The following is a 23,926-nucleotide window of genomic DNA, read 5'->3' as shown; positions in this document are numbered from 1 at the left end:
GACACCTCGCTCGTTCCTCGCTCGTACTCCGGGGTGAGACTCTGGACCGGGCTCAGCCCTCGATCTTGAGGAACTGGTTGGTCTTGGACGACTCGATCATGGCCTCGCACACCTCGACCACCCTGGCGCCCTCGTCCAGGGTCACGATGCTGGCGCCCTCCTTGCCGAGCACCGCATCACGGAAGTTCTCGTGCTCGGTGCGCAGGGGCTCGGGCTTCGGGATGGCGAAGCGGGTCATGTCACCCTCGGCGACACCGCGGAAGTTGGCGATGTCGTCCCAGGTGGTCGCGACCGTGCCGTTGGCGTAGAAGGTGAGGTCGGCGGTGAGGGTGTCCGCGATGAACATGCCCTTCTCGCCGGTCACCATGGTCAGCCGCTCCTTGGTCGGCGAGAGCCAGTTGACGAGGTGGTTCGACATCAGCCCACCCGACAGCGTGCAGGTGGCCGAGACCATGTCCTCGTACTGACGACCCGACTTGAACATCGAGCGGGCAGCCACCCACTCGTACTTGCGCTGGGTCACCCAGGCGGTCAGGTCGATGTCGTGGCTGGCCAGGTCCTTGATCACACCGACATCGGCGATCCGGTTGGGGAAGGGGCCCTGGCGCCGGGTGACGATCTGGTAGAGGTCACCCAGGTCACCGTTCTCGAGCCGCTTGCGCAGGCTCTGCAGCGCCGGGTTGAACCGCTCGATGTGACCGACGGCACCGATCAGGCCCTTGGCCTCGAAGGCGTCGGCCAGCCTGCGGGCGGCCTCGGCGGAGGCAGCCAGCGGCTTCTCGATCAGGGCGTGCACGCCGGCCTCTGCCAGCTTGATCCCGATCTCCTCATGGGTGAACGTCGGGGCGGCCACCACCACGTAGTCGAGGTCGGGGGTCTCGAGCAGGGCGTCGATGTCGGGCAGCACGGGCAGGTCGTCGGCAACCCCGAAGGGGTCCTTGCCCGACGCGTCGGCGACGGCGACGAGGTCGACCCCGTCGATGGCCTTCAGGTTGCGGGCGTGGTTCTTGCCCATCGACCCGATGCCGATCAGCCCGGCACGCAGGTTCGCCATCTCAGGCACCCGCCTTGGCCAGGGTGTTCACCGCGGTGACGATGCGCTCGAGGTGCTCCTGGGTGACCGAGGGGTGCACCGGGAGCGACAGGCACTCGAGGGCGGCGCGCTCGGTCTCGGGCAGCTCGACCGGTGACTGGAAGGGCTTCAGTCGGTGGTTCGGCACGGGGTAGAACATCCCCGAGCCGACGTTGTACTCGTCCTTCAGCGCCTTGGCCAGGCCGTCGCGGTCGTCGGCCACGCGGATCGTGTACTGGTGGTAGACGTGCACCGCACCCTCGGCCACCGGCGGGGCGGTGACCCCCTCCAGGTGGGACGAGAGGTAGTCGGCGTTCTGCTGACGGGTCTTCGTCCACGCGTCGACCTTGGTCAACTGCACGCGACCGATGGCGGCGTGGATGTCGGTCATGCGGTTGTTCAGCCCGACGACCTCGTTGTGGTACTGCTGCAACATGCCCTGGTTGCGGTAGAGGCGGAGGTTGCGCTCGATGGTGTCGTCGGCGGCCGTGACCATGCCACCCTCACCCGAGGTCATGTTCTTGGTCGGGTAGAGGGAGAACATCCCGAACTCGCCGAAGGCGCCCACCGGGATGCCGTTCAGCGAGGCACCGTGGGCCTGCGCAGCGTCCTCGAAGAGCTTGAGCCCGTGCTTGTCGGCGATCTCGCGCAGGGCGACCATGTTGGCCGGGTGACCGTACAGGTGCACCGGCATGATGGCCTTGGTCCGCTCGGTGATCGAGGCCTCGACGGAGGCGGGATCGAGGCAGAACGAGCCCCGCTCGATGTCGGCGAACACCGGGGTGGCGCCGGTCAGGGCGACCGAGTTGGCGGTCGCCGCGAACGTGAACGAGGGGACGATGACCTCGTCGCCAGCACCGATACCGCAGCTCAGCAGACCCAGGTGCAGACCTGAGGTGCCGGAGTTGACGGCCACGCAGGCGCGTCCCAGCTTGAAGTGCTCGGAGAACTCGGCCTCGAAGGCTGCCACCTCGGGGCCCTGGGCGATCATGCCCGAACGCAACACGCGGTCGACCGCAGCACGCTCCTCGTCGCCGATCAGCGGCTTCGCCGGCGGGATGAACTCAGCAGTCATCAGTTGTTCTCCTCCACGAGAGTCAGGACCTCGTCGTTTTCGACGAACTGGTCGCCGGTCCTGGGGTCGACGAAACGTCGGTCACCGGCCGGTTCGAGTGGGAAGCCGGAGCGTCCCACCCACTTGATGCGCTTGGCCGGCACCCCGGCCACGAGCGCGAAATCTGGCACGTCCTTGACCACCACGGAGCCCGCCGCGACCGTGGCCCACCGGCCGACGGTGACCGGCGCCACGCACACCGCGCGGGCACCGATCGAGCAGCCCTGCTTCAGGGTGACCCCGACCGGCTCCCAGTCGTGGGCGCTCTTCGCGGTGCCGTCGGGGTTGATGGCCCGCGGGAAGGTGTCATTGGTCAGTACCGCGGCCGGGCCGACGAAGACGCCGTCCTCGAGCAGGGCCGGCTCGTAGACCAAGGCGTAGTTCTGGATCTTGCAGTTGTCGCCGACGTGCACGCCCGAGCCGATGTAGGCCCCTCGTCCGACGATCACGTTCTCACCGAGTTCGGCCCCACCGCGCACCTGCGCGAGGTGCCAGACAGAGGATCCGTCCCCGATCGTCACGCCGTCATCGAGATCGGCGGAGGGCTGGATGCGCGCATTGGACAAGGAAGCCTCCTGAATCAGGACGGCCAGCAGGGTGCGCCCCCGCTGGCAGTGCAGGACGAGCCTACCGCTCCGGTTCGGGTGCGACCGGGACCGGGGCGGGCGTTGTGGCGATTTGGCTGGTCAGCGGGGAATGGACCGGCTCGGGTTCGACCACGGGCACGCCCACCACCGGGGTCGCGAGCGGTGGGGGATCCTCCGCACCGGCGGGGTAGCCGTTGGGATAGGTGGTGAGCACCACGAAGACCACCAGCCACCAGACCAGGGAGATCGGGTAGTTCTTGAACAGATAGGTGTCGACGGCGAACCCGATGCCGGTGGCGACCAGACCCGACGACATCGCGACCGAGGCAGCGGGACCGCCGCGGATCCACTGGATGACCACGGGTGAGATGACCAGGGCCAGCAGGGCGAGCCCGACCAGCCCGAGTTCGGCCATCACCTCGAGGTAGACCGAGTGCGAGTGATAGAGGGTGTAGCCGAACGGACCGGTGAGGCGGCTGCGCCACGGCAGTGGCTGCCACCCCGACTCGTAGGCGAACCACGGCCAGATGGTGCCGCTGCCGAGGCCGAAGACGACCCTTTCCCAGTGGGACTTGATGGCGACCCAGCCGACCAGCCAGGTCTGCACACGTCCCAGAGAGCGTTGGTCGAGTCGTCCCAGCACGGGCGAGAGCAGGGTACCGGCCACGAGCGCACCCCCCGCGAGCACGAAGACCCGCTTGGGAAGTCGGGCGAGGCGCTCCCCCAGACCCTTGTGGGTGCGGCCGAGCCGGACCACGAGCAGGACGGCCACGGCGGCCAGCATCACCAACGCCGCCCGCGATCCGGTCAGCATCAGCAGGATCAGGTGCGTCACCACCAGCCACAGCGAGGCCCGCGGACGGTAGGGCCGGACCACGCCAGCAGCTGCGATGGCGCCGGCGAGCAGGAGCACGACCGGATAGACGGCGCTGCCCCCCATCTGCGTCCACAGGCGCTGGGAGTGGTCGTCCAACCAGACGCGCGCCCAGCCGACCACGGAGAGGGGGGCCACCAGCACCGAGAGCCGCCACAGCAGCGGGAACCTGTCCTGGGGCTGGGTCAGCACCACCACGAGGAAGGCGGCCCACAGGGTCACCAGGGCGCAGAGCAGGGGGGTGGTGGTGATGTCGTGGGGCACCTCGGTGACCCGCCTGGCCTTGCCGACCCAGATCACCTGGCGGTTGAAGGTGGTCGAGACCAACGCGTAGACGAACAGGGCCGTCCCCGCGGCCAGGGTCACCCAGGCCCCGGTCGGCAGCTTCCACCAGCGCTGCCCGCGTAGGGCGCACCACACGGCGAGGCCGAGCCCGATCGCCACGTAACCGCCCATCAGCACCAGGTAGAGCGGCAGTCGGGCCGTCCCCGGCCAGGGGCCGAGGGTGTTGAACAGGCTCATCATCACGACCAGCCCGAGCAGCGCCCAGTCGTAGAGGCGCACGGCCCACAGGTGTGGAGGTGACCCGGGATGCAAGGTCTCCTCGCGGGGAGGGGCCACCGTCGTCATGAGCAGCCATGCTAGTCGCGCTCGGACTGGCGCAGGTGTCGCGGTTGATGGGTGGCGCCCGTGGCTACGATGTGCAGGTGGCAGACTCGACGATTCCCTCATCACCGGCCGGTGCCGACCAGGCCCCTTCGTCCGGGACACTGACCGTTCCCGGCACCCCTGTGGTGCTCGCCTCGAGTTCCCTCTACGAGGACGACCGGGCGCTCGACGTCATCGCCTACGTGCGCACCTTGGGCCGCTACCGCCTGCCGGCGCTCATCGTGGCCGCCGTGGTGCTCGTCGCCGGGCTGGTGTTCGCCTTCACACGCGCCCCCTCCTACACCGGTGACGCGGTGGTGCTGTTCGCCCCCCAGAAGGTGCAGTCCGATGCCGAGGCGACGCAGCAGGCGGCGATGCTGCCGTTCGTCACGAAGTCCTACGTCTACATGGTCAACCAACCGCTGGTGCTCCAGCGTGTGGCCGACAAGCTCGGCGACCCCACCAAGACGGCCCAGTCCTTGAAGGGTTCGATCACCACCGGCAACCCCGCCAACTCGTTCGTGCTGAGCATCAGCGGCAAGGCCTCCAGCGCCGAGGAGGCCCAGAAGCTGACGAACCTGGTCGCCGACGAGTTCGTCGCGGCCGTGCCCAGTTTCTCGCCGGGCGGCGAGCAGAACGTGTCGATGACGGCCAAGGTGGTCGACCGCGCTGTGCTGCCCCTGGAGGCAGACCCGTCGGTCAGGCTGCAGTTCGCCGTCCTCGCCGTGGTGGCCGCTCTCGCCCTCGGCTTCGGCACCGCTGTGGCCCTCGACGTCATCTCACGTCTGCGGACGAAGAGCCCTCGCGCCTGACCGTCGCGTCTTGGCCCACGGGGCCGGCTCAGCCGTGGTCGGCCAGTGCCATCTGCCGGCGACGCATCGCCTCGGTCTGGAAGACCCCGATCGACGCCGCGATGAACAGGTAGATGAGGTAGTAGCGCAGGGTCGACGAGGGCACGATTCCGAGCACGGGCATCAGCGCCGAGAGCACCACCACCGAGGTCTCGCGCCAGCCCGGACCCATCTTGAGTCGCCACAGTCCGCGATGGGCGATGTGGAACCACAGCCCGATGTAGGCGATCAGGGTGGGCAGCCCGAACATGGTGAAGAACTCGAGCAGCAGGTTGTGCGGGTCCATCAGCACCGGGCCGTAGACCTCCTCGGCCACCTGCCGGAACCACGTCATGGAACCGTAGCCGTACCAGAAGTGGCCCTCGGAGGCGGGGGTCATGGCGATGCTGTCGTGGATGATGCGCACCCGCTGCAGCGCCGAGTTGTCCTGCACGTACGGAGTGGTCAGCAGGGCTGCGGCCACGAACACGGCGACGGACAGCACGGCAACCAGGGTGGGCACGCTCACCAGCCGCCGGTTGAGGAGGCGTGCCCCCGTGATCACCACCAACACCATGCCGAGGGCGAGACCGACCAGGGCTCCTCGTGCCCCGATCACCACGATGAAGAACATGCAACCCATCAGGCCGGCGGCCCTCGTCATCTTCTTCAGCGGTCCGACCCCGGCCCCGAGCAGCAGTTGCGCGGTGAGGATGGTGCCGAACATGGCCATCGCCACGGCGAAGTCGTTGAAGTTGGGGAAGAAACCGGCCACCACGAATCGGTTCGAGGCGACCGCTGCCGCGGTGTTGGCGTCGGGGTAGAGCAGCGGCAGCACCTTGATGCCGCTGACGGCCTCGAAGACTCCCGTCAACAGGCAGATCCACAGCCCCGCGACGGTACCGGCCATCAGCCAGCGGACGGCCGCCACGGTGTGGCGGGTGAGCGTGACGGCGGCGCAGACCAAGGTCATGGTGGCCATCAGGGTGAAGTTGTTGATCAGTGCCAGATCGGGGTTGTTGATCCAGGCCAGCCCTGACGTGCCGAGCGCGACCAGCAGGAAGATCCACATCGGGGCCGAGAGCTTGGTGGGCCAGCGCAGCCCCTTCACCAGCAGGATGAACAGGGGGATGAGCGCCGCCAGCACCACCGACAGGGGGGTCCGCAGCACCAGTCCCGCAGCGACGATCCACAGCAGCCGGGTCACTCCGCGACTGCGGGAGTAGCGCACCACCCTCGATCGTCCGCGCCTGGCGGCCACCAGCAGACCACGGTCCAGCGTGCCTGACGGTGCGACCGGGTGCACGACCTGTGGGGCGTCGCTCATCGGGTCTCCCATCAACGCTGGCTCGCGGTGATCGCGAGACCGTGCTCGATCATACGAGGCGCTCCGGGTGGGGGTCGTGCAACCCTCGCGCGCCACCTGCCCGGACGGCCCCGTGGTCGGGCTCGGAGGGCGCCCGCGCGTAAGCTTCGTCCTCGTGAACCCACCAGCGGACGAGCGCCAGCCCGCCTCAGCAGATGTCGACGGCGCCGACCCGGGCACCCCGAACCCAGCCACGGCACCCGCGGCGGGCGGGATCAGGGGACGAGTGCGGGCGCAGTTGGCCCAGCGGGAGTTCGCCCGTCACTTCCTCACCCTGATCACCGGCACCGGGGCAGCCCAGGTGCTGCAGATCGTGGGCATGTTGCTGGTCGGCCGGCTGTTCTCGCCCAGCCAGTTCGGGGTGTACACCGCGGTGCTGTCGGTCTCGCAGGCCATCCTGCCGCTGGCTGCCCTGCGCTATGACATGGCGATCGTGCTGCCCAAGCGGGCCAACGACGCGCGGCAACTGGTGCGGCTGGCCACTTGGATCAACACCGGCGTGGCGGTCGCCTCGACGCTGGTGATGCTGGTCGCGGCGCATCCGTTGGGCACCTGGTTGGGAGTCCCCGCGGGCGACCAGTGGCTGTTGTGGCTGGTCGGCCCGATGACGTGGCTGCTGGCCCAGGTGGCGCTGCTCACCTACTGGCTGACCCGGACGAAGAACTACCGCACCGTCAGCGAGAACAAGATCACCTACGCGGTGGCGCTGTCGGGTACCCAGATCGCTGCGGGACTGCTCAAGGCCGGGGTACCCGGGCTGCTGCTGGCCACCGTGCTGGGGCAGGGTCTGGCCCTGGTGAATGTGCTGCGCCGTACCCGTGGACAGTTCCGGCTCGATCCCGACGAGCCCACCGCGAGCTTCCGGGACCTGGCCCGCGAGTACCGCAAGATGCCGCTGCTCAACGGCCCCAACGCGCTGGTCGACTCGGCCCGCCTGCAGGGCATCCCGTTGCTGATCGCCAACCAGTTCTCGAGCGCCGCGCTGGGCCAGTTCAGCCTCGCCTGGCGGCTGCTGCAGGCACCCATCGCGCTGATCAACGGCGCCATCAGCCAGATCTACTTCCAGAAGATCTCCGTCACCCAGAGAGGCCGGATGTACGCCCTCATGAAGGTGTCGGTGGTGCGTTCCTTCCTGATCGGGTTGGTGCCGTTCGGGCTGATCTGGCTGCTGGCGCCGTGGCTGCTGCCCTTCGTCCTGGGTGACAAGTGGACGCCGGCCGGACGGATCGCGCGCAGTCTGGTGCCGTGGCTGTTCCTCAACTTCATCACCTCGCCCATCTCGACGGTGTTCGTGGTGGCGAGGCGGCAGGGCCTGATGCTGGTCTACGCCATCTTCTTCGCAGCCGTGCCGCTCACCCTGCTGTGGCGAACCGACGGCAACCTCGAGCAGACCATCACCTGGGTCGCATGGTCGATGACGGCACTGCTCATCGTCTTCACGGGTCTGGCCCTGTACGTGGCCCGCGGCTACGACCGCTCCCCCGTCGATCCGGACGACGACGCCGAGGCGGAGGGCGATCTCGCAGCCGAGGAGGCCGAGGACGTGGCCGCTGACGAGCGCGGCGACCGGTCCTGAGTCAGCGGGCGGCCAGCGCCCGCACCTGCTCGATGAACTGGGGATAGACGACTGCCTCGTCGAAACCCTCGGCCCAGAGCTGACGACTCCTGGCACCGCGGGCGCGGTAGGCCTCGTCCGGCTCGGTCGCCAGCACGGTCAGCGCTGCCACGGCGTCGTCGTCGGTGAAGTCGGCATCGAGCAGGAATCCGTTGTCGCGGTTGTGGACGATCTCGGCACAGCCGCCGACGTTGGTGGCCACCAGTGGCAGACCCAGCGAGGCACCGTCCATCAGGTTGACCGGCAGCCCCTCCGAGGACGACAGGTTGACCAGGACCGAGGGGTTGAGTCGTCGGTAGAAGTCGACCAGGTCGGCGTTCGGCACGTAACCGGGGAAGCTCGCGTGCTCGCCGAGCAGATCCCTGCCCAGCGCTCGGACGGCGTCCTCCTCGGGTCCCGAGCCGATGTGCGTCCAGCGCGCGTCGATGCCACGATCGCGCAACCGACGCACGATCCCCGGGATCCGATCGAGGCGCTTGACCGGCGTCATCAGTGCGCAACTCACCACGGTGAACGGCTCCCTGCCCAGGCTCAGGACGGGCCCGGGGTCGCGGGTGCCGAGGTGCTGGCAGTGCACCTTGCCGGCGAATCCCGGGTTCTCGTCCCGGACCCGCCTGGCTCCCATCTCGCTGACCACGTAGACGCCGTCGAGTCCGGCCAGCAGCTGGGGGCGTTGGGGCAGGTGCCCGAGGGTGGCGATCTCGCGGAAGATCTCGTAGCGGTGCCCGCGTGCCACCTTGGCGCCGACCGTGGCGCCACGCGACCTCAGCCACGCGGCCGTTCCCAGTAGGGCGGTCGCCGAGGAGTGCAGCCAGTAGGCGTACAGGTCGATCTCGGCACGGCCGAGGTCCCAGTCGTCCCAGTGGTCGCGCAACTGTGCCACGAGGTCGGTGGTCACCTCGTCGGCGACGCCGACGAAGGCCAGTTCCATCGCCACCTTCATGGGGTGCCCGCCGGTCTGTCGCAGCAGGTCGAGCTTGCGTCCCAGCAGTGCCGCCGGGCTCGAGGAGTTGGCCACCGCGGCCCTCACTCCTCTGGCCGCGGCCCTCAGTTCGGACAGCCGACCGTCGTCCAGCTGTCGCCCGGCCCGCAGCACGGTGACCCCCTCGGGCACCTGCCGGGTGACCTCGTCACCGTCACGGGTCTTGGTCGCGACCACGATGACGCGGTCCCAGGCCCGGGCCAGGTGCGGCAGTTCGATCTCGATGAACTCCTCACCCTTTGCGTAGGGGTACAGGTGGGTGAAGAAGATCAGCACGCTGGGTCGTGCGGTGCGGTCGGAGGCCGGGGGTGTGGTCATCGAGGTTTCCTCTCGCCGAGCGTCAGCAGGTCATGGACGAAGGCGGGATACACGGTGGCCTCGTTGAAGCCCTCGTCCCAGATCTGGCGGGAGCGGCGTCCCAGCGCTGCGAACTGCTCGTCGGGCAGCTCGGCCAGCCGTGCCAGTTCATCGGCGACCCCCTCGTCGGTGAACTCGGCGGGGAGCAGCACACCGGTGTCGGGGTGCACGATCTCACCGACCCCGCCCACATCGGTCGCGACCACCGCGATGCCCAGTGAGGCCCCCTCCATCAGGGTGACGGGGAGCCCTTCGCGCACCGACAGGCTGAGCAGGACCGTCGGACGAAGCTGCCGGTAGGTCTCGACCAACTGCGAGTTCGGTACGTACCCCACGAAGGTGGCCACGGGGTGGGTGCCGCCGTCGGTGGTGCCGAGGAGGTCGGAGGCCAACCGCTCCAGCTCGGGTAGCTGTGGTCCGGGGCCGATGTGGGTCCAGCGGGCGTCGATGCCGCGACGCCGAAGGATCGCCAGGATGCCGGGAAGCCGGTCGAGCCTCTTGATGGGGCTGACGAATGCGCAGGTGACCACGTGGAAGGGGTGCCGCGACGGCGGTACGACCGGACCGGGGTCGGGGGTGGCGAGGTGGCTGACCACAAGCTTGTCGGCCACCTCGGGATTGTCGGCGAGGATGGCGGCTCGGCCGTTCTCGCTGATCACGTGGATCCGGTCGACGCCGGCCAGGGTCGCGGCCCGCTGGGGCACGTAGTGGTCGCGGTGGGCGTGGCGGTAGATGTCGTAGCTGTGGGCCCGGGAGAGGACTCCGTCGACCTGGGCCCCTCTGCCGCGCAGCCAGCGGGCGATGGCGCCGGCCGCCAGCGCCGGGGTGTGCAGCCAGTAGGAGTAGACCGTGGTGCGGGCCGTGTCGAGCTGCCAGTCGTGCCAGTGCTGCTCGAGCTGGCGGCGCAGGTCACGGACGGTCCCTGCGGCCAGCGAGGCGTAGCTGGCGTCGAGCCCGAGCCGGCGCAGGTGGCGCTCGGCCTCGCGGATGTTGCCGGGGCGCAGACGAGGCAGACCCTTGGCGGCCTGCAGCAGGCGTCCGCGTCGGTCAGTGGGCAGGTCTCGTCCGGCTCGGATGACCTCGACGTTGGCCGGCACCGCGCGGGTGATCTCGACCCCCGGGCGGGTCTTGGTGGCCACCACGACGACGCGATCGAACGCGGCAGCCAGGTGGGGGAGCTCGGCCTCGACGAACTCCTCGCCGGTGGCGAAGGGGAACACGTTGGTGAGCATGATCAGCACTCGGGTCACGCCCCCCAGCGTAGGGCCGGGGCCGCCGGGTGGCCGCTCGCTACGATCTCAGGCATGAGTCTGCGGGTCATCTTCCACGTGCCCTACCCCCTGGAACACGAGAATCCCAAGGGAGGGGCCGTTCGTCCGACCCGCATGCTGCGCGCCTTCCAGCAGTTGGGCGAGGTGGTCGTCATCGAGGGCAACGCCGCCCAGCGCAAGCGGCTGATGGCTGGGGTTCGAGCGCGGGTCAACGCCGGGGAGCGGTTCGACCTGTGCTACTCCGAGTCATCGACCATGCCGACCGCACTCACCGAACCCCACCACCTGCCCACCCATCCGCTGCTCGACTTCAGCTTCTTCAGGTTCCTGCGGGGTCACGGGATTCCCGTGGGCCTGTTCTACCGCGACATCCAGTGGCGGTTCCCGATGTATGGCCAGGGCATGGATCCGGTGCGCAAGGCAGCCGCGCTGGCCATGTACCGCTACGACCTGGCCGCCTACGCCCGCGTGCTCGACGTGCTCTTCCTGCCCTCACTCGAGATGGCGGACGAATTCCCGCTGCCCGACGTGGAGGTGGCCGCCCTTCCCCCCGGCCACGAGGTCGGCGAGGTGCCCCCGGTGCCGGTCTCCGACCGCCTCGAGTTGTTCTACGTGGGTGGGCTGGGGCCCAACTACCGGGTGGACGAGTTCCTGCGCGCGGTGCACCAGACCGCTGGGGTGCGGCTGACGCTGTGCACGCGGGCCAATGAATGGGAGGCGGTCCGGGACCGTTACAGGCCGGTCACGGGCGACAACCTGACCCTGGTGCACGCCTCTGCCGAGAACCTCGCCCCCCTCTTCGCCGCGGCGCACGTCGGCGTCACCGCCACCGAGCCGCAGCCCTACTGGAGGTTCGCGGCACCGCTGAAGATGTATGAGTACCTGGGCAACGGGCTGCCACAGATCGCTTCGGCGGGCTCCCTCGCCGGTGACTTCGTGCGTCGGAACCAGATCGGCTGGACCGAGCCCTACCGCTCGGACGACTTCGCCAGGCTGCTGCGCGAGCTTTCGGAGGATCCGGAGGTGGTGGCCCGAGCCAGACAGCGAGTGCTCGAGGTGAGGACGAGGCACGGGTGGTTGCAGCGCGCCGAGCAGGTGGTCGAGGTGCTCAGGAGCCGTCGCGGCTGACCTCGGGCGGTGAGGTCAGGGCTGCCGCCACGACGAACCACCACCAGAACGACACCGCGAAGTTCTTGAGCAGGTAGTAGTCGAACAGGAACGCCACCAGCCCGGCCACGACCGCCAGCAGGGCCAGGTCGGAGGCCTCCGTCACCCCGGAGCGACGGGCCCTCGTCCAGCGTCTGACGAGAACGATCACCAGGGGGACGAGGACCAGGGCGAGCAGGACCAGGCCGACCAGGCCGAGTTCGACGCCCACTCCCAGCAGTACCGAGTGCGGGTTGGTCAGCAGTCGTCCCTGGGAGCTGTTGACCATCGACCGCCACGGCTGGATCCAGTAGCGGGCATCGAAGGCGTACCACGGCCACACCCGTCCCGAGCCCGCACCGAAGACCCACTGGCGCCAGCCGTGTCCCAGGATGCGCAGGGAGGTGTGCAGGTTGGCGGAGCGGCCCTCGTCGGAGAAGGAGAGCAGTCGCTGCAGGTAGGGCACGAAGGCGACGAGCAACCCTGCCGCCACCACTCCCCCGACGGCCAGCGCGACGACGAGCCGCGCCGAGACCCGGCCCAGGAACCACAGCCCCACAAGCACGATGAAGACCGCCAGGCTGAGCAGACCCGAGCGTGATCCGGTCAGCACCACTCCGACCGCGGCCAGGCCCGCACCGATGGCGCTCAGCACCCGCCGGTGGCCGGACACGGCGGCACCCAGCAGCACCCCACAGGCGAGCAGCAGCACCAGGTGAAGGGTGGCCGACCCCGCCATTCCGGTCGCCATCCGGAACGATCGGTGCACCAGCACGCCCCTGGGCCACAAGGCATAACAGCTCACCACCACGACCACGGCGGCCCACCAGAGCCGCTGCAGGCGGCGGACCGGATCGGTCACGAGTACGGCCAGCACCGCAGTGGTCATGGTGACGAACGCGGTCACCAACGGCACCAGTCGGTAGATCATCGGGGCGAACGCGAACGTGTCGGGCGGTACCGCATCGGGAGCTGTTCGTGAAGTCGGGTAGGGCGTTCCCGAGACCAGGGCGCTCACCAGCGCGTAGCCCAGCAACAGGGTGAAGCCAGCCACGACGACGGTGAGCGCCGGCTGCTGGGTCCGCCAGCCTCCTCCGCCGAACTGCCGCAGTCGCGGCCATGCCAGCACGGCCAGCAGCACCGATGACAGGGTGAATCCGAGCAGGAAGGTGCTCCAGATCCATCCGGGTCCGACCAGAGCACGACGCAGGTCGAACAGCTGCATCGCGAGCAGCGCCGGCACGACGGCCCAGCTGGCGATCGTCCGCAGTCGGTCGGCGAGGGGAACAGGGGTGTCGGCCACGGGCCCGAGCCTATGCCCCGCGTCCGCGGGCGCAGCTCACAGCACGCAGGTCACAGCACGCAGCTCACAGCACGCGGCTCACAGGACGATGGCCACGGTGGCGGCGAGCACGCACGCCACCGCCACGACCGCGCTCTGCCACAGGTGCACGCCCCAGTTCACGGGGGCATCGGCGCGGCGGCACCGTCCGGCCCAGAGCAGCGTCGCCACCGAGCCCCACGGGGTGACGATCGAACCGGCATTGACCCCGACCAGTACGGCCGCGATGCGGTGTGCCGACCCGGCCACGGGCTCGAGGGCCAGGTAGCTCGGCAGGTTGTTCCCCAGGTTCGCCAGCCCCGCAGACACCGCGGCGAGCCGCAGCAGGTCACCCACACCGGACCCACGACCGGCGACCTGCAGCAGCAGGGCGGTGAGCCCGGCTCGTCCGGCGATGTCGACCAGCACGAACAGCACCACCACGGCGAGGATGGTGAGCCCGGGCAGGTGCAGGGTCGAGAATCCCTCACGGTCCCGCCAGGCGAGCACGGCCAGCAACACGACAGCGGCCACCGCGGCGGGGATGACGGGGGTGATCCCGCTCACGAACAGCGGTCCCAGCGCGATGCACACCAGCGCCGAGACCCGCACCAGCACGGGATCGTGCTGGTGGGCCGGTTCGGTGGTCTCGAACCGTCCGCGCAGGGTGCGACGGTGCAGCAGCCAGGTGACCACGATCGTGGCCAGCACGGCCGCGATCGCCGGTCGCCACATCAGCCCCAGGTAGGACGGCCCGCCCGTCGGCCCGCCCTGCTGATGCAGCCGGCTCACGTGGTGCAGGGCCAACAGGTTGGTGAGGTTCGAGACCGGCAGCAGCAGTGAGGCGGTGTTGGCCAACCACACCGTGGTCAGGGCGAACACGCGCCTCTCGAGACCGGCGACCTTGGCGATGGCCAACACCACCGGGGTCAGCAGCACCGCCGTCGTGTCGAGCGAGAGGACGATGGTGGCCAGGGTCGCCAGAGCGACCACCAGCAGCCACAGGCGGAGGACGCTGCCGTGGGCGGCGCGGGCGCACCAGTGGCCGGCGATGTCGAACACCCCGGCCCGGTCGGCGATCTCGGCGACGATGGTGAGGGCGAGCAGGAAGCCCAGCACCGGGCCGGTTCGCTCGACGAGCATCACGAGATCAGGCATGGAGGCCCTCCCCAGTCATCGGTTGGCCCGGCATCAGCTGGCCCAGTCACCGTGGAAGTACAGCCAGGCCCAGACCACGTCGGCAATGATGCAGGCCACGAAGACGCAGACGACAGCGGCCCTGACCACGGTTCCCCGCCAGAAGTCTCGTTGCCGATCCGCCCTGGCCGCCAGCTCGCCGACGAGCAGGAAGAGAGGGAACCACAGCAAAACCGCCCTGCTGATCGACATCCACCACACCGAGGTACCGAAGGCGACCAGCATCACGGCCACATAGGCGGCGGATGCCCAGCGCTTCCTGACCAGGCACGCCAGCGTGGTGGCCAGTCCGGTGGCCATCGCGACCAGTTCGGCCCGGAACACCCATGCCACCCGGGGACGATCCGGCCAGGCCACGGTCTGGGCGGCTCGCCACGTCGCCTCGAACGATTCCCGAGGGGTGTGGACACCGCGTCCCCACCCGGCCTTCTGGGCGTCGAACCATGCCGTCCACGACCCGGTGAGCGAATGCAGGTACCAGGAGAAGGCGACCAGCGCTGCCGCCGGCAGCACCATCCACCACGCCTGCAGCGGCTGACGACTGGGCCGGCGCCGCCGCCCTCCCTCGGGCCCGTCACCCACGAGCGCCAGCACCACCAAGGCACCCACCAGGAAGAGTCCCGAGACCCGGAAGCTGCAGGCGACGGTCGCGAGCAGCGCGGCCGCGAACCAGTGACCACGCCGGGCCCGCTCCCACGCCCAGAACGCGGCCGCGCAGAACGGCGCCTCGGTGTAGCCGACGACGGTGAACACGGCCGTGGGCGCGACCAGCCACAGCGCCGCGGGCACCAGCCCACCCATCCGATAGAGCGCCCATGCCGCCAGGGCAGAACAGGCCAGCGCGAACAGGGCACCCGCGAGCCACATCGGGACGCCGACCTGTGCCACCAGTCGCAGCACGGCGGGAAGTCCGGGGAAGAAGGCCATCTCCTGCGGGTTCGCGTAGCCGTCGCGGGCCACGGTCAGGTAGTGCTGCACGTCCCAGTTGCCGAGGGCATCGCTGAACCGTCGCCGGTCACGGACGATCACCACCATCAGCACCACGGCCAACAACACTCGCGAGGCTGCCCACACCTGCCAGAACAAGGGCTCCGGAGCGCCCTCGCGCCTGATGGTGCGGCTCATGGCGCCGGTCCTCGCTCGGGGCGTGCGGTCCACGTCTCAGCGAGCACCGACAGGGTCACGACCAGCAGCACCGTGAGACGGACGACCACGGCGAGTGCGTAAGGCGTCTCGCCGCCGCGCTCCCCGAACCGGAGCGACCCGTTGAGGAAGGCGAACACTGCCGCCCAGTAGAGGGCCTCGCTGGCCGCGAGCACGGCCGTCCAGCCGGCAGGTCGGCCCAACGCCACCAGCGGCACGAGCAGCAGCGCAAGTTGTGGTGAGTAGCCGGGGGCGAGGGTGAAGGTCAGACCCAGGGTCACCAACAGCAGTTGCTCGGGACGGGGGGTCAGGTGGCCGAGCAGGGTGAGCAGCAGAACCGCGACGATGCCCAGCACGGTGAGGGCCACCAGCACCCGGGCCACGACCACCTGCACCGGACCGTCGGGCAGCAGCTCCTGCCACAGGCCACCGAGGCCGACCGGAGGCAACAGTTGCGAGGTCACCCAGGTCGTCCAGCCCGAGGGCCACAGCAGCACGGCAGGCAGGTTGACGACCACGGTCACCAGGCTGGCCACCCCCGCGGTGCGCAGCAGGCGGGACCAGTCGAGATCGCGCAGGCAGAGCACCGCCAGCACCGGGATCAACGCAAGCAGGTGTCCGCTGGCGCTGACGGCGAGGCCGGCCAACAGCCCCGAGGAGATCCAGCGGCGGGTGTGCCACGACCAGAGTGATCCCATCAGCAGGGCGGCTGCGAGCAGTTGCCAATTCACGATGCCGACGGTGAAGGCGGTCAGGCACAGGGCGGCGAGCACCCAGCCGCTCGCCCGTCGTCCCGGGGCCAGCCGTCCACGGATGGCCAGTTGTGCGAACAGCACCACCAGGAAGCAGGCCCCGAACAGGACGGCGGCCACCATCGTGAACAGGTTGGCGCCGTCGAGTGCCTGCTGGCCCGTGACCCCCGCCCCCACGGGGTGGACGAGGCCGACCACTGCCCGCAGGACAACCATCACCAGCGCCACCAGGGGTGGCTGGTCTACGGGACTGGTGCCCGCGTAGGGCGAGTGCCCGGCGGCGAGTTGGTTCTGGAACGTGATCGGCAGGTCGGAGTAGCACAGCCGCAGCAGGGCGTTGACGTTCTGTCCGGCGACCCGGGTCTCGCAGGTGCGCTGGTGGGCCATGGCGGCCAACCACACGACGACCCCGGTGACCAACCATCCGGGTGTGGGACTGAACAGGTGCTGACCGCCGGTGCCGTGGCGGCCCGCGTCACCCCACCTGTCTGCCATGGACGAATCGTGTCATGTCACCGTGCGAGGACGACAAACCGCCCGGGCCGCAGGAGTGCCGCCCACGACTGCGACCGGACAAGGCGTTCAGGGTGTGGCGGACGCGGAACTGGCCCCCGCAGTCGGCGCCACCGACACCGAGGGCTGCACAGTCGGCGCGACGCTCGTCGGGAGCTGGCTCGGCGCAGGGGCGGACGGCACAGGCTGTGACGGCACCTGGGACGAGGGCACCTGCGACGAGGTGGCCACACTCGGGGTCGCCGAGCTGGGCGGCGGCGTACTGACCGAGGGAGTGGCCGAACTGGGGGGCGGTGAGGGGCTGGACGGGTTCACCGTGGAGTCCTTCTTCGACCCGCTGTTCACCCAGACCGGCGGGGCGAAGGGGATGTTCTTCTGCCCCTTCATCGCCACCTTCATGTAGTCGGCCCATACCATCGCGGGATAGGTGCCGCCGAAGAAGGTGCCGTCACCGGGACGCTTGTACGGGTCGAGGTCGCCGTTGCCGCCGTCACCCGCCACGAACATCACCGAGGTCGAGATCTGCTTGGTGTAGGCCACGAACCAGGCCGAGGTGATGGCCGTGCCGACACCGGAGGTGCCCGTCTTGCCGGCGACGTCGTAGCCGAGGTCGGCCACTCGTCCACCGGTGCCCTGCTTCACGACCGACTGCAGTGAATAGGTGACGTCCTTCGAGATGTCGGCCTCGATCTTCTGTTGGGCCTTGGGCTTGTTCTCGTAGAGGGTCTTCCCGTCGATGTCGGTCACCTTCGTGACCACGTGGTTGCCGACCTGCTTGCCGTCATTGGCGAAGGTGGCGTATCCACCTGCCTGCTCGAGCGGGCTGACCTCGGCCGTGCCCAGGGCGATGCGGTTGTTGTTGTCCCACCCGGAACCCTTCGGCACACCGGCATCGGTCGCGGCCTTGATCACGGCAGTCGGCCCGTTCGGGATCTGCTCGGTGAGGTCGACGAAGGCGGTGTTGATCGATTCCTCGGTGGCCTTCAGCAGGCTCACCTGCCCGTACTGGTGGTTGAACTCGTTGCGGATCGGCGAACTGTCACCGTTGGGGGTGAACGTGTCGCCGTTGAGTCGGGAGCGCAGCGAGAACCCGTTCCGCAGCCCGGCCACCGTGGCGTACGGCTTGAAGGTCGAGGCGGCCGCCCGGTCGGTCGTCGCCCAGTTGCGGGAGTTCTTCACGTAGTCGTCGCCGCCATACATGGCCAACACCTCACCGGTTCCCACCTGCACCGAGGCGATGGCGATGTGCAGCTTGTCGGGGTCCTGCTTCGGGCTCGCCGCCTTCGCGACCGAGGTGCGGTAGGCCTGACCGACCTTCACGGCCTGGGCCTGCATGGTGGCGTCGAAGGTGGTGGTGACGTTCAGACCGCCACCCGAGATCTGGGCATCGGTGAAGCCGTTGTTGAGCAGTTCCTTGCGGACGGCGGTGAGCAGGTAGCCCTTGGTGCCCCCGTAGCGCGTGTTCAGCGGCACCTCGGGGAAGGAGGGCAGCTGCTGGTAGGCCTTGTCATGTTCGGCCTTGGTGATCTTGCCCATCTCGAGCATGCCGTCGAGTACGTAGCGATAGCGGTCGAGCAGGCGCTTGGAGTTGTTCGGACCCTCACTGGGATCGAACAGGCTCGGGTTGTTGAGCACACTCGCCAACACCGCCGCCTGGTCGAGGCTGAGGTCCTTGGCGTCGATGTTGAAGTACGCGCGGCTGGCGGCCTGGATGCCGTACGCGCCTCGTCCGAAGTAGATGGTGTTGAGGTAGTCGCGCAGGATCTCCTGCTTGCTGCGCTCCTTGCCCAGCTTCACCGCCAACGCCAGTTCGCGGAACTTGCGGCTCATGGTGCGGTCGCTGGTGAGGTAGTAGATCTTGATGTACTGCTGGGTGATGGTCGAACCGCCGCCCTGGATCTCACCACCGCGGATGATCTGCACGATGCTGCGCGCGATGCCCGAGGGGCTGATGCCGCGGTCGGTCCAGAAGGTCCGGTTCTCGGCCGCGACCACAGCGTCCTTGATGTTGTCGCTCATCTGCGCGTACGGGATGCTCGTGCGGTTCTGCACCGCGAAGCTGCCGATGCGGGTCTTGCCGTCGCGGTAGTTCACGAACGTGGTGTTGGTGTTGAAGTCCTTGTTGGGGTCGGGCAGCGTGGTGCGCTGGTAGAACATCAACCCCGCGATCGCCGCCACCAGCGCCAGCACGAGGGCGCCGACCGTGGTGACCACGGCAATGCGTCCGACCACCCGCTTCCAGGTGAGCTTAGGCTTGCGCCTGGGTGCACCGCGACCGGCGGGGGACGCGGTGCGGGTTCGGGGCTCAGCCATAGATGTCCTCAACGGTTTCTTCTCGACGGGGACGACGCCGTTTGCGTCCGTCACCCAGGGTGTAGGTCTCGATCAGGTGGTTCCAGCGGCAGTCAGGGCAGACCTCGACCACGCGGACGGTGAACTCGCCCACGTTGTTCTCCATCTCCTCGAGCTCCTCGGTCGACTTGATGCGGCCCGAGTACATGCCCAACTGGTCACCGAAGGTGTAGTTCAGGGTGATCAGGTGCTGACGCTCACAGATGGGGCACGGGGTGTCGGCGAGCTCGCCGTGGTGCAGCGCGGAGCTGACCAACAACGGGTCGGCATCGCAGGCCTCGGGGGCATCGAGGCTCAGCGCAGGCCTGCGGAGCGCTTCGAGCGTTGCTCGGCGCTGCAGGGCGTGGGAGATGTAGTTACGGCGCGACCACATGGGAACAAGAGTAGGCGGCTGTCGGTGGGGGTAGGGGATTCGCGCGAGTGGTGATGTGATCGGCGGGCCTGTCACGGGTCGTCGTTCGGGTCGGACGCTCGTGTTGCCGGGATTCCCCGGGCCGGGTCACGGGGGCTGATGCGGGTTGGGTCTCGCACACGGCGAGGGGTCGCGCAGTCCTCGATCTGCAGGGGAGTGCATCTGAACGGACCATCGCGTCCCATACGGGCTGCGATGGCCCGTTCAGCTGCACATCCTGCAGAGCTTTCAGCGTCCAGCGCGAGTCGAGGGCTCGCCGATGTGGGAGGGTCCACCGCGGCGTCGATGGCTGGCTGCGGTCGCACTTGTGGCCTAGCGTCGACCGCGATGAACACCTCAATCCTCGCCGCCGTGGTCAGCGGTCTGCTCTCCGGCCTTTCGCTGATCGTCGCGATCGGGGCGCAGAACGCCTTTGTCCTCAGGCAGGGAGTGGCGAAGCGTCACGTCGGCGTCGTGGTCGCCATCTGCGCGGTGAGCGACCTGGTGCTGATCGCCGCTGGCGTGGCCGGTGTCGGGGCCGTGGTGCAGGGGCATCCGGTCGCCCTGAAGGCGATTGCCGTGGTGGGGGCCGCCTACCTCACCTGGTTCGGGGTGCGCTCGCTGCTGTCCGCGAGGCATCCCGAGGCCCTACTGCCGGGAGGGCCGAGCCCCCGTGGTTCCGTCGTGGCCACCGCCTTGGCCCTCACCTGGCTGAATCCACACGTCTACCTCGACACGGTGCTGCTGCTCGGCAACCTCGCCGCCTCCCACGGAGCCACCGGTCGATGGTGGTTCGGCCTCGGCGCGGGAATGGGCAGCATCCTGTGGTTCGCGGGGCTGGGTTACGGAGCGGGGCTGGCAGCCCGCTGGTTCGCCCGGGAGCGCACGTGGCAGGTGCTCGACGTGGTGATCGGCCTGGTCATGTTCGCTCTGGCCGGATCACTGCTGGTGTCGGCCTTCTGATCTGGTTCGCGGCCCACCGGGTAGACCACCCGACGTCGGTGGGCGGGTGAGCCCCCCGGTCGTCCGGCCGTTCGGCTCAGTAGGCGGCCGTGAAGCGCTGGTTGACGTGCTTGCGGTTCTCCACCTCGTCCAGGATCGCGAGCGCGAAGTCGGCACCGGAGATGAAGGACTCACCCTTCTCGTCCGCCAGCAGCACGTCGCCACCCAGACGGTACGAACCCGTCTTCTCGCCGGGCGCGAAGCCACCGAATCCGGCAGCGGGGCTGATGTAGAACCAGTCGAGCTTGGTCTCGTTGGCGCGCAGGTCATCGAGCACGTCGGCCATCTCGAGCGACTCGGCCTTGTAGGCCTCCGGGAACTCGGGGGTGTCGACCAGACGAGGACCGCCGCCGGCGACGTTCAACGAACCGGCCCCGCCGACAACTCCCAGGCGGGTGCCACCGTCGGAGGCGAAGCCAGCCAGTTGGGCAATCGCTGGCCGGACCTTGCCCTCCATGTCGCCGCGGGGGGCGACGGCGACGAGCACCACGACGTGGTCGGCCACGACCTGCTGGGCGACGTCGGACGAGGTGAAGTCAGCGCCGCTGGAGCGGCTGACGCTGGTGACCTGGTGGCCGCGGGCAGTGGCCTCGTCCACGAGGTGCTGACCGAGGTAGCCGGTGGCGCCGATGACGGCGATGCGCATAGACATGTGGGGTCCTCTCAAGGGGTTGCACCGGTGGAACGAATCGGGTCGGCAGGATGTTCCCCACGGTGGCTGCCAAGATCACCACACTGGCTCGACCGACCCTCGGTTTTCGGCGGTTGGTCGAGCCACGGTGGTGATCCTGGCGCTCTACCACCGGCGATCCGGGGTCCGCGGCGCCGCCGTGGGCCCCTCCCGGGGCACGGCGTCGTGTTGGCGAGAGCCGGGGTGGCCGAGTAGACTGGGGCGCCGGTCATCAGACCACGGGGCTATGGCGCAATTGGTAGCGCACCTGCTTTGCAAGCAGGGGGTTAGGGGTTCGAGTCCCCTTAGCTCCACCACCATCACCGAGGTCATCCGGGGCGATCCGCGGACCAGCCCCAGGTGCAAGTCCCAGCAGATGAAGCGACATCATCAGACCACGCCGTCATGCCCGGCCGAGGACCGCGTCCGTCTGCCCCTGTTCGTGGAGACGCGCTCCACCCCTCGGGGTGGAAGCGAGGCACCGTTCCCTCCCGTCGGCGACTCGCGCTCTAGCGTCGGAGCACATCACCGTTCATGCACCCGACCACAGGAGGTCACGACATGGCTGACGACAAGGGACTCGAGCACCTGTTCCACGACACGCTGCGAGACATCTACTACGCGGAGCGCAACATCCTCAAGACCCTGCCCAAGCTGGAGCAGGCCGCTTCGTCCGATGAGTTGAAGGCGGCCTTCCGCAAGCACCTGGGTGAGACCGAGGGACAGGTCGCGCGACTCGAGGAGGTGTTCGCGCTGATCGACCGCAAGCCGATGAGCAAGAAGTGCGAGGCCATCGACGGGATCATCAAGGAGGGTGACGGCCTGCTGGAGGACTACGCGGGGACCACAGCCCTCGACGCCGGCCTCATCTCCTCCGCACAGGCGGTCGAGCACTACGAGATCACCCGCTACGGGACGCTGCGACGCTGGGCGAAGATGCTCACGATCGGCAACGCCTACGACTTGCTGACGCAGTCGCTGGAGGAGGAGTCCGCCACCGACGAGGCGCTGACCAAGTTGGCTGACACCGAGGCGAACGCCAAGGCCGCCCAGGTCAAGAAGACTTCCTGAGCCATGATCGGGCGCCGGTCCCCCTCGGGGATCGGCGCCTGGTCGTGTCTGGACATGGAGCCCCCAGCCATTCCGAACTCGTGGACGACGCCCATCTGCTGAGCTGCGAAGAGGGCCGGAATCGCCTAGCTGGCCATGCTCGGCCGACGCCCCACCAGCCACGGCACGGCGGCAGCGGCCAACACTCCCGCGGTGATGGCAAACGCCCACCCGAACCCGAACGACTGCGCCACCACCCCGGCCAGCAGCGTTCCGGTGATGGCCCCGAGGTCCTGGGCCATCGAGTAGGTCGACAGGGCCTGCCCGCCACTGCGCTGGGTGCCGATGATGTCGGCGAGCAGGGCTTGGCTCGAGGGCACGATGAAGGCCGCGCCCACGCCCGCCACCGCCGACAGTGCGAGGAACACCCACAGGGTGGCCGACCAGCCGAAGAACACTGTCACGAGGGACGAGAACAGTAGCCCCACCACCAGCAGGGGCACTCGTCCGACCCGATCGGCCAGACGACCGGTGACCTGCTGCGCCACCGCGTTGCCGGCGGCGAACAACGTCAACGCGATACCCGCCGCGGGCACACCGATGGCGGGCACGGCGGCCGCCATCAGCGGCAGCAACGCCACCCGCACACCGAAGTTGGCCCAGCCATTGGCCGCGCCGGTCAGCAACAACGGCCGGTAGCCGGGGCTGGACAGGGCCTCGGCAAGAGTCATCCGACGGCGCTCGTCCGCCGCTCCCACCGCTCCCGGGTCGCGGCGCATGAAGACCAGGACGAAGACGAGCGCAAGCGCCACCAGCGTCGCGTAGATGAAGAACGGCACCCGCAGACCCAGACCTGACAGGGCCGAACCCACGATCGGGCCGGCGATGTTGCCCAGCAGGAAGGACGACCCGTACAGGGACGAGGTTCTCCCCCGCTGCTCCGGGGGCGCCAACCGCACCAACAGCCCCATCGACGAGACGGTGAACATCACCGATCCGATGCCGCCCAACCCGCGGAACAGCAGCAACGACCAGTAGTCGGAGGCGAACCCGCACAGGGCCGTCGACACGACCACCACGACCAGCCCCACGAGGTAGGTGCGCCGTTCACCGAAACGGTTGATGAGCCACCCACCTGCCGGGGCGAACACGAGCCTGACCAGCGCGAACACGCTCACGATGGCAGAGGCGGCCGCGATGCCGACGTCGAAGGACTTCGCGAACTGAGGCAGTACCGGGGCGACGATGCCGAACCCGATGGCGATCAGGAACGCCGATCCCACCAGCACCCACAGTTCGGGTGCCATGGGCTGGCGGTCTTGTTTCACCTCTGCAGCCTAGTCAGCGGCGCCGACAGTCCCGCCCTGCTCGACCGACGGGGGCAGCCTGGACCGGACCGGCATCGTCCACCCGCGTCGCGAGTGGTACTTTCGACGTGAATGAACCACATTCTCCGGGGTCAGTGAAACTCTGAGCCGGCGGTGACAGTCCGCGACCCGGCTCCTTCGGGAGCCGGTTGACCTGGTGGAACTCCGGGACCGACGGTGAAAGTCCGGATGGGAGGAGATGTGGCGACTCCTTCGCGCGCCCCCTGAGGGCGTCTCGTGGGGGCCGCCTGTCGCTGCGCGCCATCACCCCGGTCCGTCATCCGGGGAGGACAGAGCGTGCCCACC

The 23,926-nt window shown here is 68.8% G+C and carries 20 protein-coding genes, 1 tRNA gene and 1 riboswitch; of the genes, 6 read left to right on the top strand and 15 right to left on the bottom strand.

What is annotated here, in order from left to right; all coding sequences use genetic code 11:
• Nucleotides 1–52 precede the first annotated feature (52 nt).
• From H507_RS0101965 to H507_RS0101950, 4 genes are all read right to left on the bottom strand, one after another.
• On the bottom strand, nt 53–1,054 hold the full coding sequence (locus H507_RS0101965; RefSeq protein WP_026377637.1) for a Gfo/Idh/MocA family protein: 1,002 nt from the start codon (nt 1,052–1,054) through the stop codon (nt 53–55).
• A 1-nt stretch (nt 1,055) separates the two neighbouring features.
• Nucleotides 1,056–2,147, bottom strand: coding sequence for a DegT/DnrJ/EryC1/StrS family aminotransferase (locus tag H507_RS0101960; RefSeq protein WP_022909048.1), 1,092 nt, complete (start codon nt 2,145–2,147; stop codon nt 1,056–1,058).
• Nucleotides 2,147–2,752 carry an acyltransferase gene (locus H507_RS0101955; RefSeq protein ID WP_022909047.1) on the bottom strand — a complete coding sequence of 202 codons (606 nt, stop codon included), beginning with the start codon at nt 2,750–2,752 and terminating at the stop codon, nt 2,147–2,149. The genes H507_RS0101960 and H507_RS0101955 overlap by 1 nt, the downstream gene beginning before the upstream one ends.
• A gap of 61 nt (nt 2,753–2,813) precedes the next feature.
• Nucleotides 2,814–4,277, bottom strand: coding sequence for an O-antigen ligase family protein (locus H507_RS0101950; protein ID WP_022909046.1), 1,464 nt, complete (start codon nt 4,275–4,277; stop codon nt 2,814–2,816).
• An 8-nt stretch (nt 4,278–4,285) separates the two neighbouring features.
• Between H507_RS0101950 and H507_RS0101945 the strand changes: the two genes are divergently transcribed.
• Complete coding sequence (locus H507_RS0101945; protein WP_022909045.1) at nt 4,286–5,107, top strand: YveK family protein; 822 nt, start codon at nt 4,286–4,288, stop codon at nt 5,105–5,107.
• Between the two features lie 28 nt (nt 5,108–5,135).
• Here the strand turns inward: H507_RS0101945 and H507_RS0101940 are convergent, their stop codons facing one another.
• Nucleotides 5,136–6,452, bottom strand: a complete 1,317-nt coding sequence (locus H507_RS0101940) for an O-antigen ligase family protein (protein WP_022909044.1) — start codon at nt 6,450–6,452, stop codon at nt 5,136–5,138.
• Between the two features lie 154 nt (nt 6,453–6,606).
• On the opposite strand from H507_RS0101940, the gene H507_RS0101935 reads away from it, so the two are divergent.
• Complete coding sequence (locus tag H507_RS0101935; RefSeq protein WP_157438849.1) at nt 6,607–8,067, top strand: lipopolysaccharide biosynthesis protein; 1,461 nt, start codon at nt 6,607–6,609, stop codon at nt 8,065–8,067.
• 1 nt (nt 8,068) lies between these two features.
• Here H507_RS0101935 and H507_RS0101930 read toward each other — a convergent pair whose 3' ends face one another.
• Nucleotides 8,069–9,406, bottom strand: a complete 1,338-nt coding sequence (locus H507_RS0101930) for a glycosyltransferase (RefSeq protein ID WP_022909042.1) — start codon at nt 9,404–9,406, stop codon at nt 8,069–8,071.
• Nucleotides 9,403–10,695, bottom strand: coding sequence for a glycosyltransferase (locus H507_RS0101925; protein ID WP_022909041.1), 1,293 nt, complete (start codon nt 10,693–10,695; stop codon nt 9,403–9,405). Before H507_RS0101925 ends, H507_RS0101930 begins: the two co-directional genes overlap by 4 nt.
• A 54-nt stretch (nt 10,696–10,749) precedes the next feature.
• Here H507_RS0101925 and H507_RS0101920 point away from each other — a divergent pair, with 54 nt between their 5' ends.
• Complete coding sequence (locus tag H507_RS0101920) at nt 10,750–11,844, top strand: glycosyltransferase (RefSeq protein WP_022909040.1); 1,095 nt, start codon at nt 10,750–10,752, stop codon at nt 11,842–11,844.
• Here the strand turns inward: H507_RS0101920 and H507_RS14060 are convergent.
• The 6 genes from H507_RS14060 to H507_RS0101890 form a co-directional block, all read right to left on the bottom strand.
• A complete protein-coding gene (locus tag H507_RS14060; RefSeq protein ID WP_022909039.1) occupies nt 11,825–13,165 on the bottom strand; it encodes an O-antigen ligase family protein in 1,341 nt (446 codons plus the stop codon). The genes H507_RS0101920 and H507_RS14060 overlap by 20 nt on opposite strands.
• A 78-nt stretch (nt 13,166–13,243) precedes the next feature.
• Nucleotides 13,244–14,341: an SLC13 family permease gene (locus H507_RS0101910; protein ID WP_022909038.1), complete on the bottom strand. Its 1,098-nt coding sequence runs from the start codon at nt 14,339–14,341 to the stop codon at nt 13,244–13,246.
• Between the two features lie 33 nt (nt 14,342–14,374).
• Entirely contained in the window at nt 14,375–15,505 is a 1,131-nt protein-coding gene (locus H507_RS0101905) for a glycosyltransferase family protein (RefSeq protein ID WP_022909037.1), read from the bottom strand.
• Nucleotides 15,502–16,770, bottom strand: a complete 1,269-nt coding sequence (locus tag H507_RS0101900; RefSeq protein ID WP_022909036.1) for a hypothetical protein — start codon at nt 16,768–16,770, stop codon at nt 15,502–15,504. Before H507_RS0101900 ends, H507_RS0101905 begins: the two co-directional genes overlap by 4 nt.
• 87 nt (nt 16,771–16,857) lie before the next feature.
• The gene (locus H507_RS17095; RefSeq protein WP_084707593.1) at nt 16,858–19,101 is read right to left on the bottom strand and encodes a transglycosylase domain-containing protein; all 2,244 of its coding nucleotides are present in this window, start codon (nt 19,099–19,101) and stop codon (nt 16,858–16,860) included.
• Nucleotides 19,094–19,513 carry a DUF5318 family protein gene (locus H507_RS0101890; protein WP_026377633.1) on the bottom strand — a complete coding sequence of 140 codons (420 nt, stop codon included), beginning with the start codon at nt 19,511–19,513 and terminating at the stop codon, nt 19,094–19,096. Before H507_RS0101890 ends, H507_RS17095 begins: the two co-directional genes overlap by 8 nt.
• A gap of 366 nt (nt 19,514–19,879) precedes the next feature.
• Here H507_RS0101890 and H507_RS0101885 point away from each other — a divergent pair, with 366 nt between their 5' ends.
• Nucleotides 19,880–20,494 carry a LysE/ArgO family amino acid transporter gene (locus H507_RS0101885; protein WP_022909033.1) on the top strand — a complete coding sequence of 205 codons (615 nt, stop codon included), beginning with the start codon at nt 19,880–19,882 and terminating at the stop codon, nt 20,492–20,494.
• A 76-nt stretch (nt 20,495–20,570) separates the two neighbouring features.
• Here the strand turns inward: H507_RS0101885 and H507_RS0101880 are convergent, their stop codons facing one another.
• Nucleotides 20,571–21,185: an NAD(P)-dependent oxidoreductase gene (locus H507_RS0101880; RefSeq protein ID WP_026377632.1), complete on the bottom strand. Its 615-nt coding sequence runs from the start codon at nt 21,183–21,185 to the stop codon at nt 20,571–20,573.
• 259 nt (nt 21,186–21,444) lie between these two features.
• Between H507_RS0101880 and H507_RS0101875 the strand changes: the two genes are divergently transcribed.
• Nucleotides 21,445–21,520: transfer RNA gene (locus H507_RS0101875), tRNA-Ala, on the top strand.
• Between the two features lie 244 nt (nt 21,521–21,764).
• Nucleotides 21,765–22,274 carry a YciE/YciF ferroxidase family protein gene (locus H507_RS0101870; protein ID WP_022909031.1) on the top strand — a complete coding sequence of 170 codons (510 nt, stop codon included), beginning with the start codon at nt 21,765–21,767 and terminating at the stop codon, nt 22,272–22,274.
• A 125-nt stretch (nt 22,275–22,399) separates the two neighbouring features.
• Here H507_RS0101870 and H507_RS0101865 read toward each other — a convergent pair whose 3' ends face one another.
• Complete coding sequence (locus H507_RS0101865; protein WP_026377631.1) at nt 22,400–23,581, bottom strand: MFS transporter; 1,182 nt, start codon at nt 23,579–23,581, stop codon at nt 22,400–22,402.
• Between the two features lie 116 nt (nt 23,582–23,697).
• A riboswitch (FMN riboswitch) is annotated at nt 23,698–23,825 on the top strand.
• Nucleotides 23,826–23,926 lie beyond the last annotated feature (101 nt).

This window comes from Aestuariimicrobium kwangyangense DSM 21549 (genome assembly GCF_000421525.1).
GTDB lineage: Bacteria > Actinomycetota > Actinomycetes > Propionibacteriales > Propionibacteriaceae > Aestuariimicrobium > Aestuariimicrobium kwangyangense.
The sequence above is the reverse complement of the archived record's forward strand: the minus strand, read 5'-3'. Positions and strand labels throughout refer to the sequence as shown.

Excerpts from the sequence above, each read along its gene's own strand:
- H507_RS0101965 (WP_026377637.1), bottom strand. The coding sequence starts at position 1,054 with ATGGCGAACCTGCGTGCCGGGCTGATCGGCATCGGGTCGATGGGCAAG.
- H507_RS0101960 (WP_022909048.1), bottom strand. The coding sequence starts at position 2,147 with ATGACTGCTGAGTTCATCCCGCCGGCGAAGCCGCTGATCGGCGACGAG.
- H507_RS0101950 (WP_022909046.1), bottom strand. The coding sequence starts at position 4,277 with ATGACGACGGTGGCCCCTCCCCGCGAGGAGACCTTGCATCCCGGGTCA.
- H507_RS0101945 (WP_022909045.1), top strand. The coding sequence starts at position 4,286 with ATGCTAGTCGCGCTCGGACTGGCGCAGGTGTCGCGGTTGATGGGTGGC.
- H507_RS0101940 (WP_022909044.1), bottom strand. The coding sequence starts at position 6,452 with ATGAGCGACGCCCCACAGGTCGTGCACCCGGTCGCACCGTCAGGCACG.
- H507_RS0101930 (WP_022909042.1), bottom strand. The coding sequence starts at position 9,406 with ATGACCACACCCCCGGCCTCCGACCGCACCGCACGACCCAGCGTGCTG.
- H507_RS0101920 (WP_022909040.1), top strand. The coding sequence starts at position 10,750 with ATGAGTCTGCGGGTCATCTTCCACGTGCCCTACCCCCTGGAACACGAG.
- H507_RS0101910 (WP_022909038.1), bottom strand. The coding sequence starts at position 14,341 with ATGCCTGATCTCGTGATGCTCGTCGAGCGAACCGGCCCGGTGCTGGGC.
- H507_RS0101905 (WP_022909037.1), bottom strand. The coding sequence starts at position 15,505 with ATGAGCCGCACCATCAGGCGCGAGGGCGCTCCGGAGCCCTTGTTCTGG.
- H507_RS0101900 (WP_022909036.1), bottom strand. The coding sequence starts at position 16,770 with ATGGCAGACAGGTGGGGTGACGCGGGCCGCCACGGCACCGGCGGTCAG.
- H507_RS17095 (WP_084707593.1), bottom strand. The coding sequence starts at position 19,101 with ATGGCTGAGCCCCGAACCCGCACCGCGTCCCCCGCCGGTCGCGGTGCA.
- H507_RS0101890 (WP_026377633.1), bottom strand. The coding sequence starts at position 19,513 with ATGTGGTCGCGCCGTAACTACATCTCCCACGCCCTGCAGCGCCGAGCA.
- H507_RS0101885 (WP_022909033.1), top strand. The coding sequence starts at position 19,880 with ATGAACACCTCAATCCTCGCCGCCGTGGTCAGCGGTCTGCTCTCCGGC.
- H507_RS0101880 (WP_026377632.1), bottom strand. The coding sequence starts at position 21,185 with ATGTCTATGCGCATCGCCGTCATCGGCGCCACCGGCTACCTCGGTCAG.
- H507_RS0101870 (WP_022909031.1), top strand. The coding sequence starts at position 21,765 with ATGGCTGACGACAAGGGACTCGAGCACCTGTTCCACGACACGCTGCGA.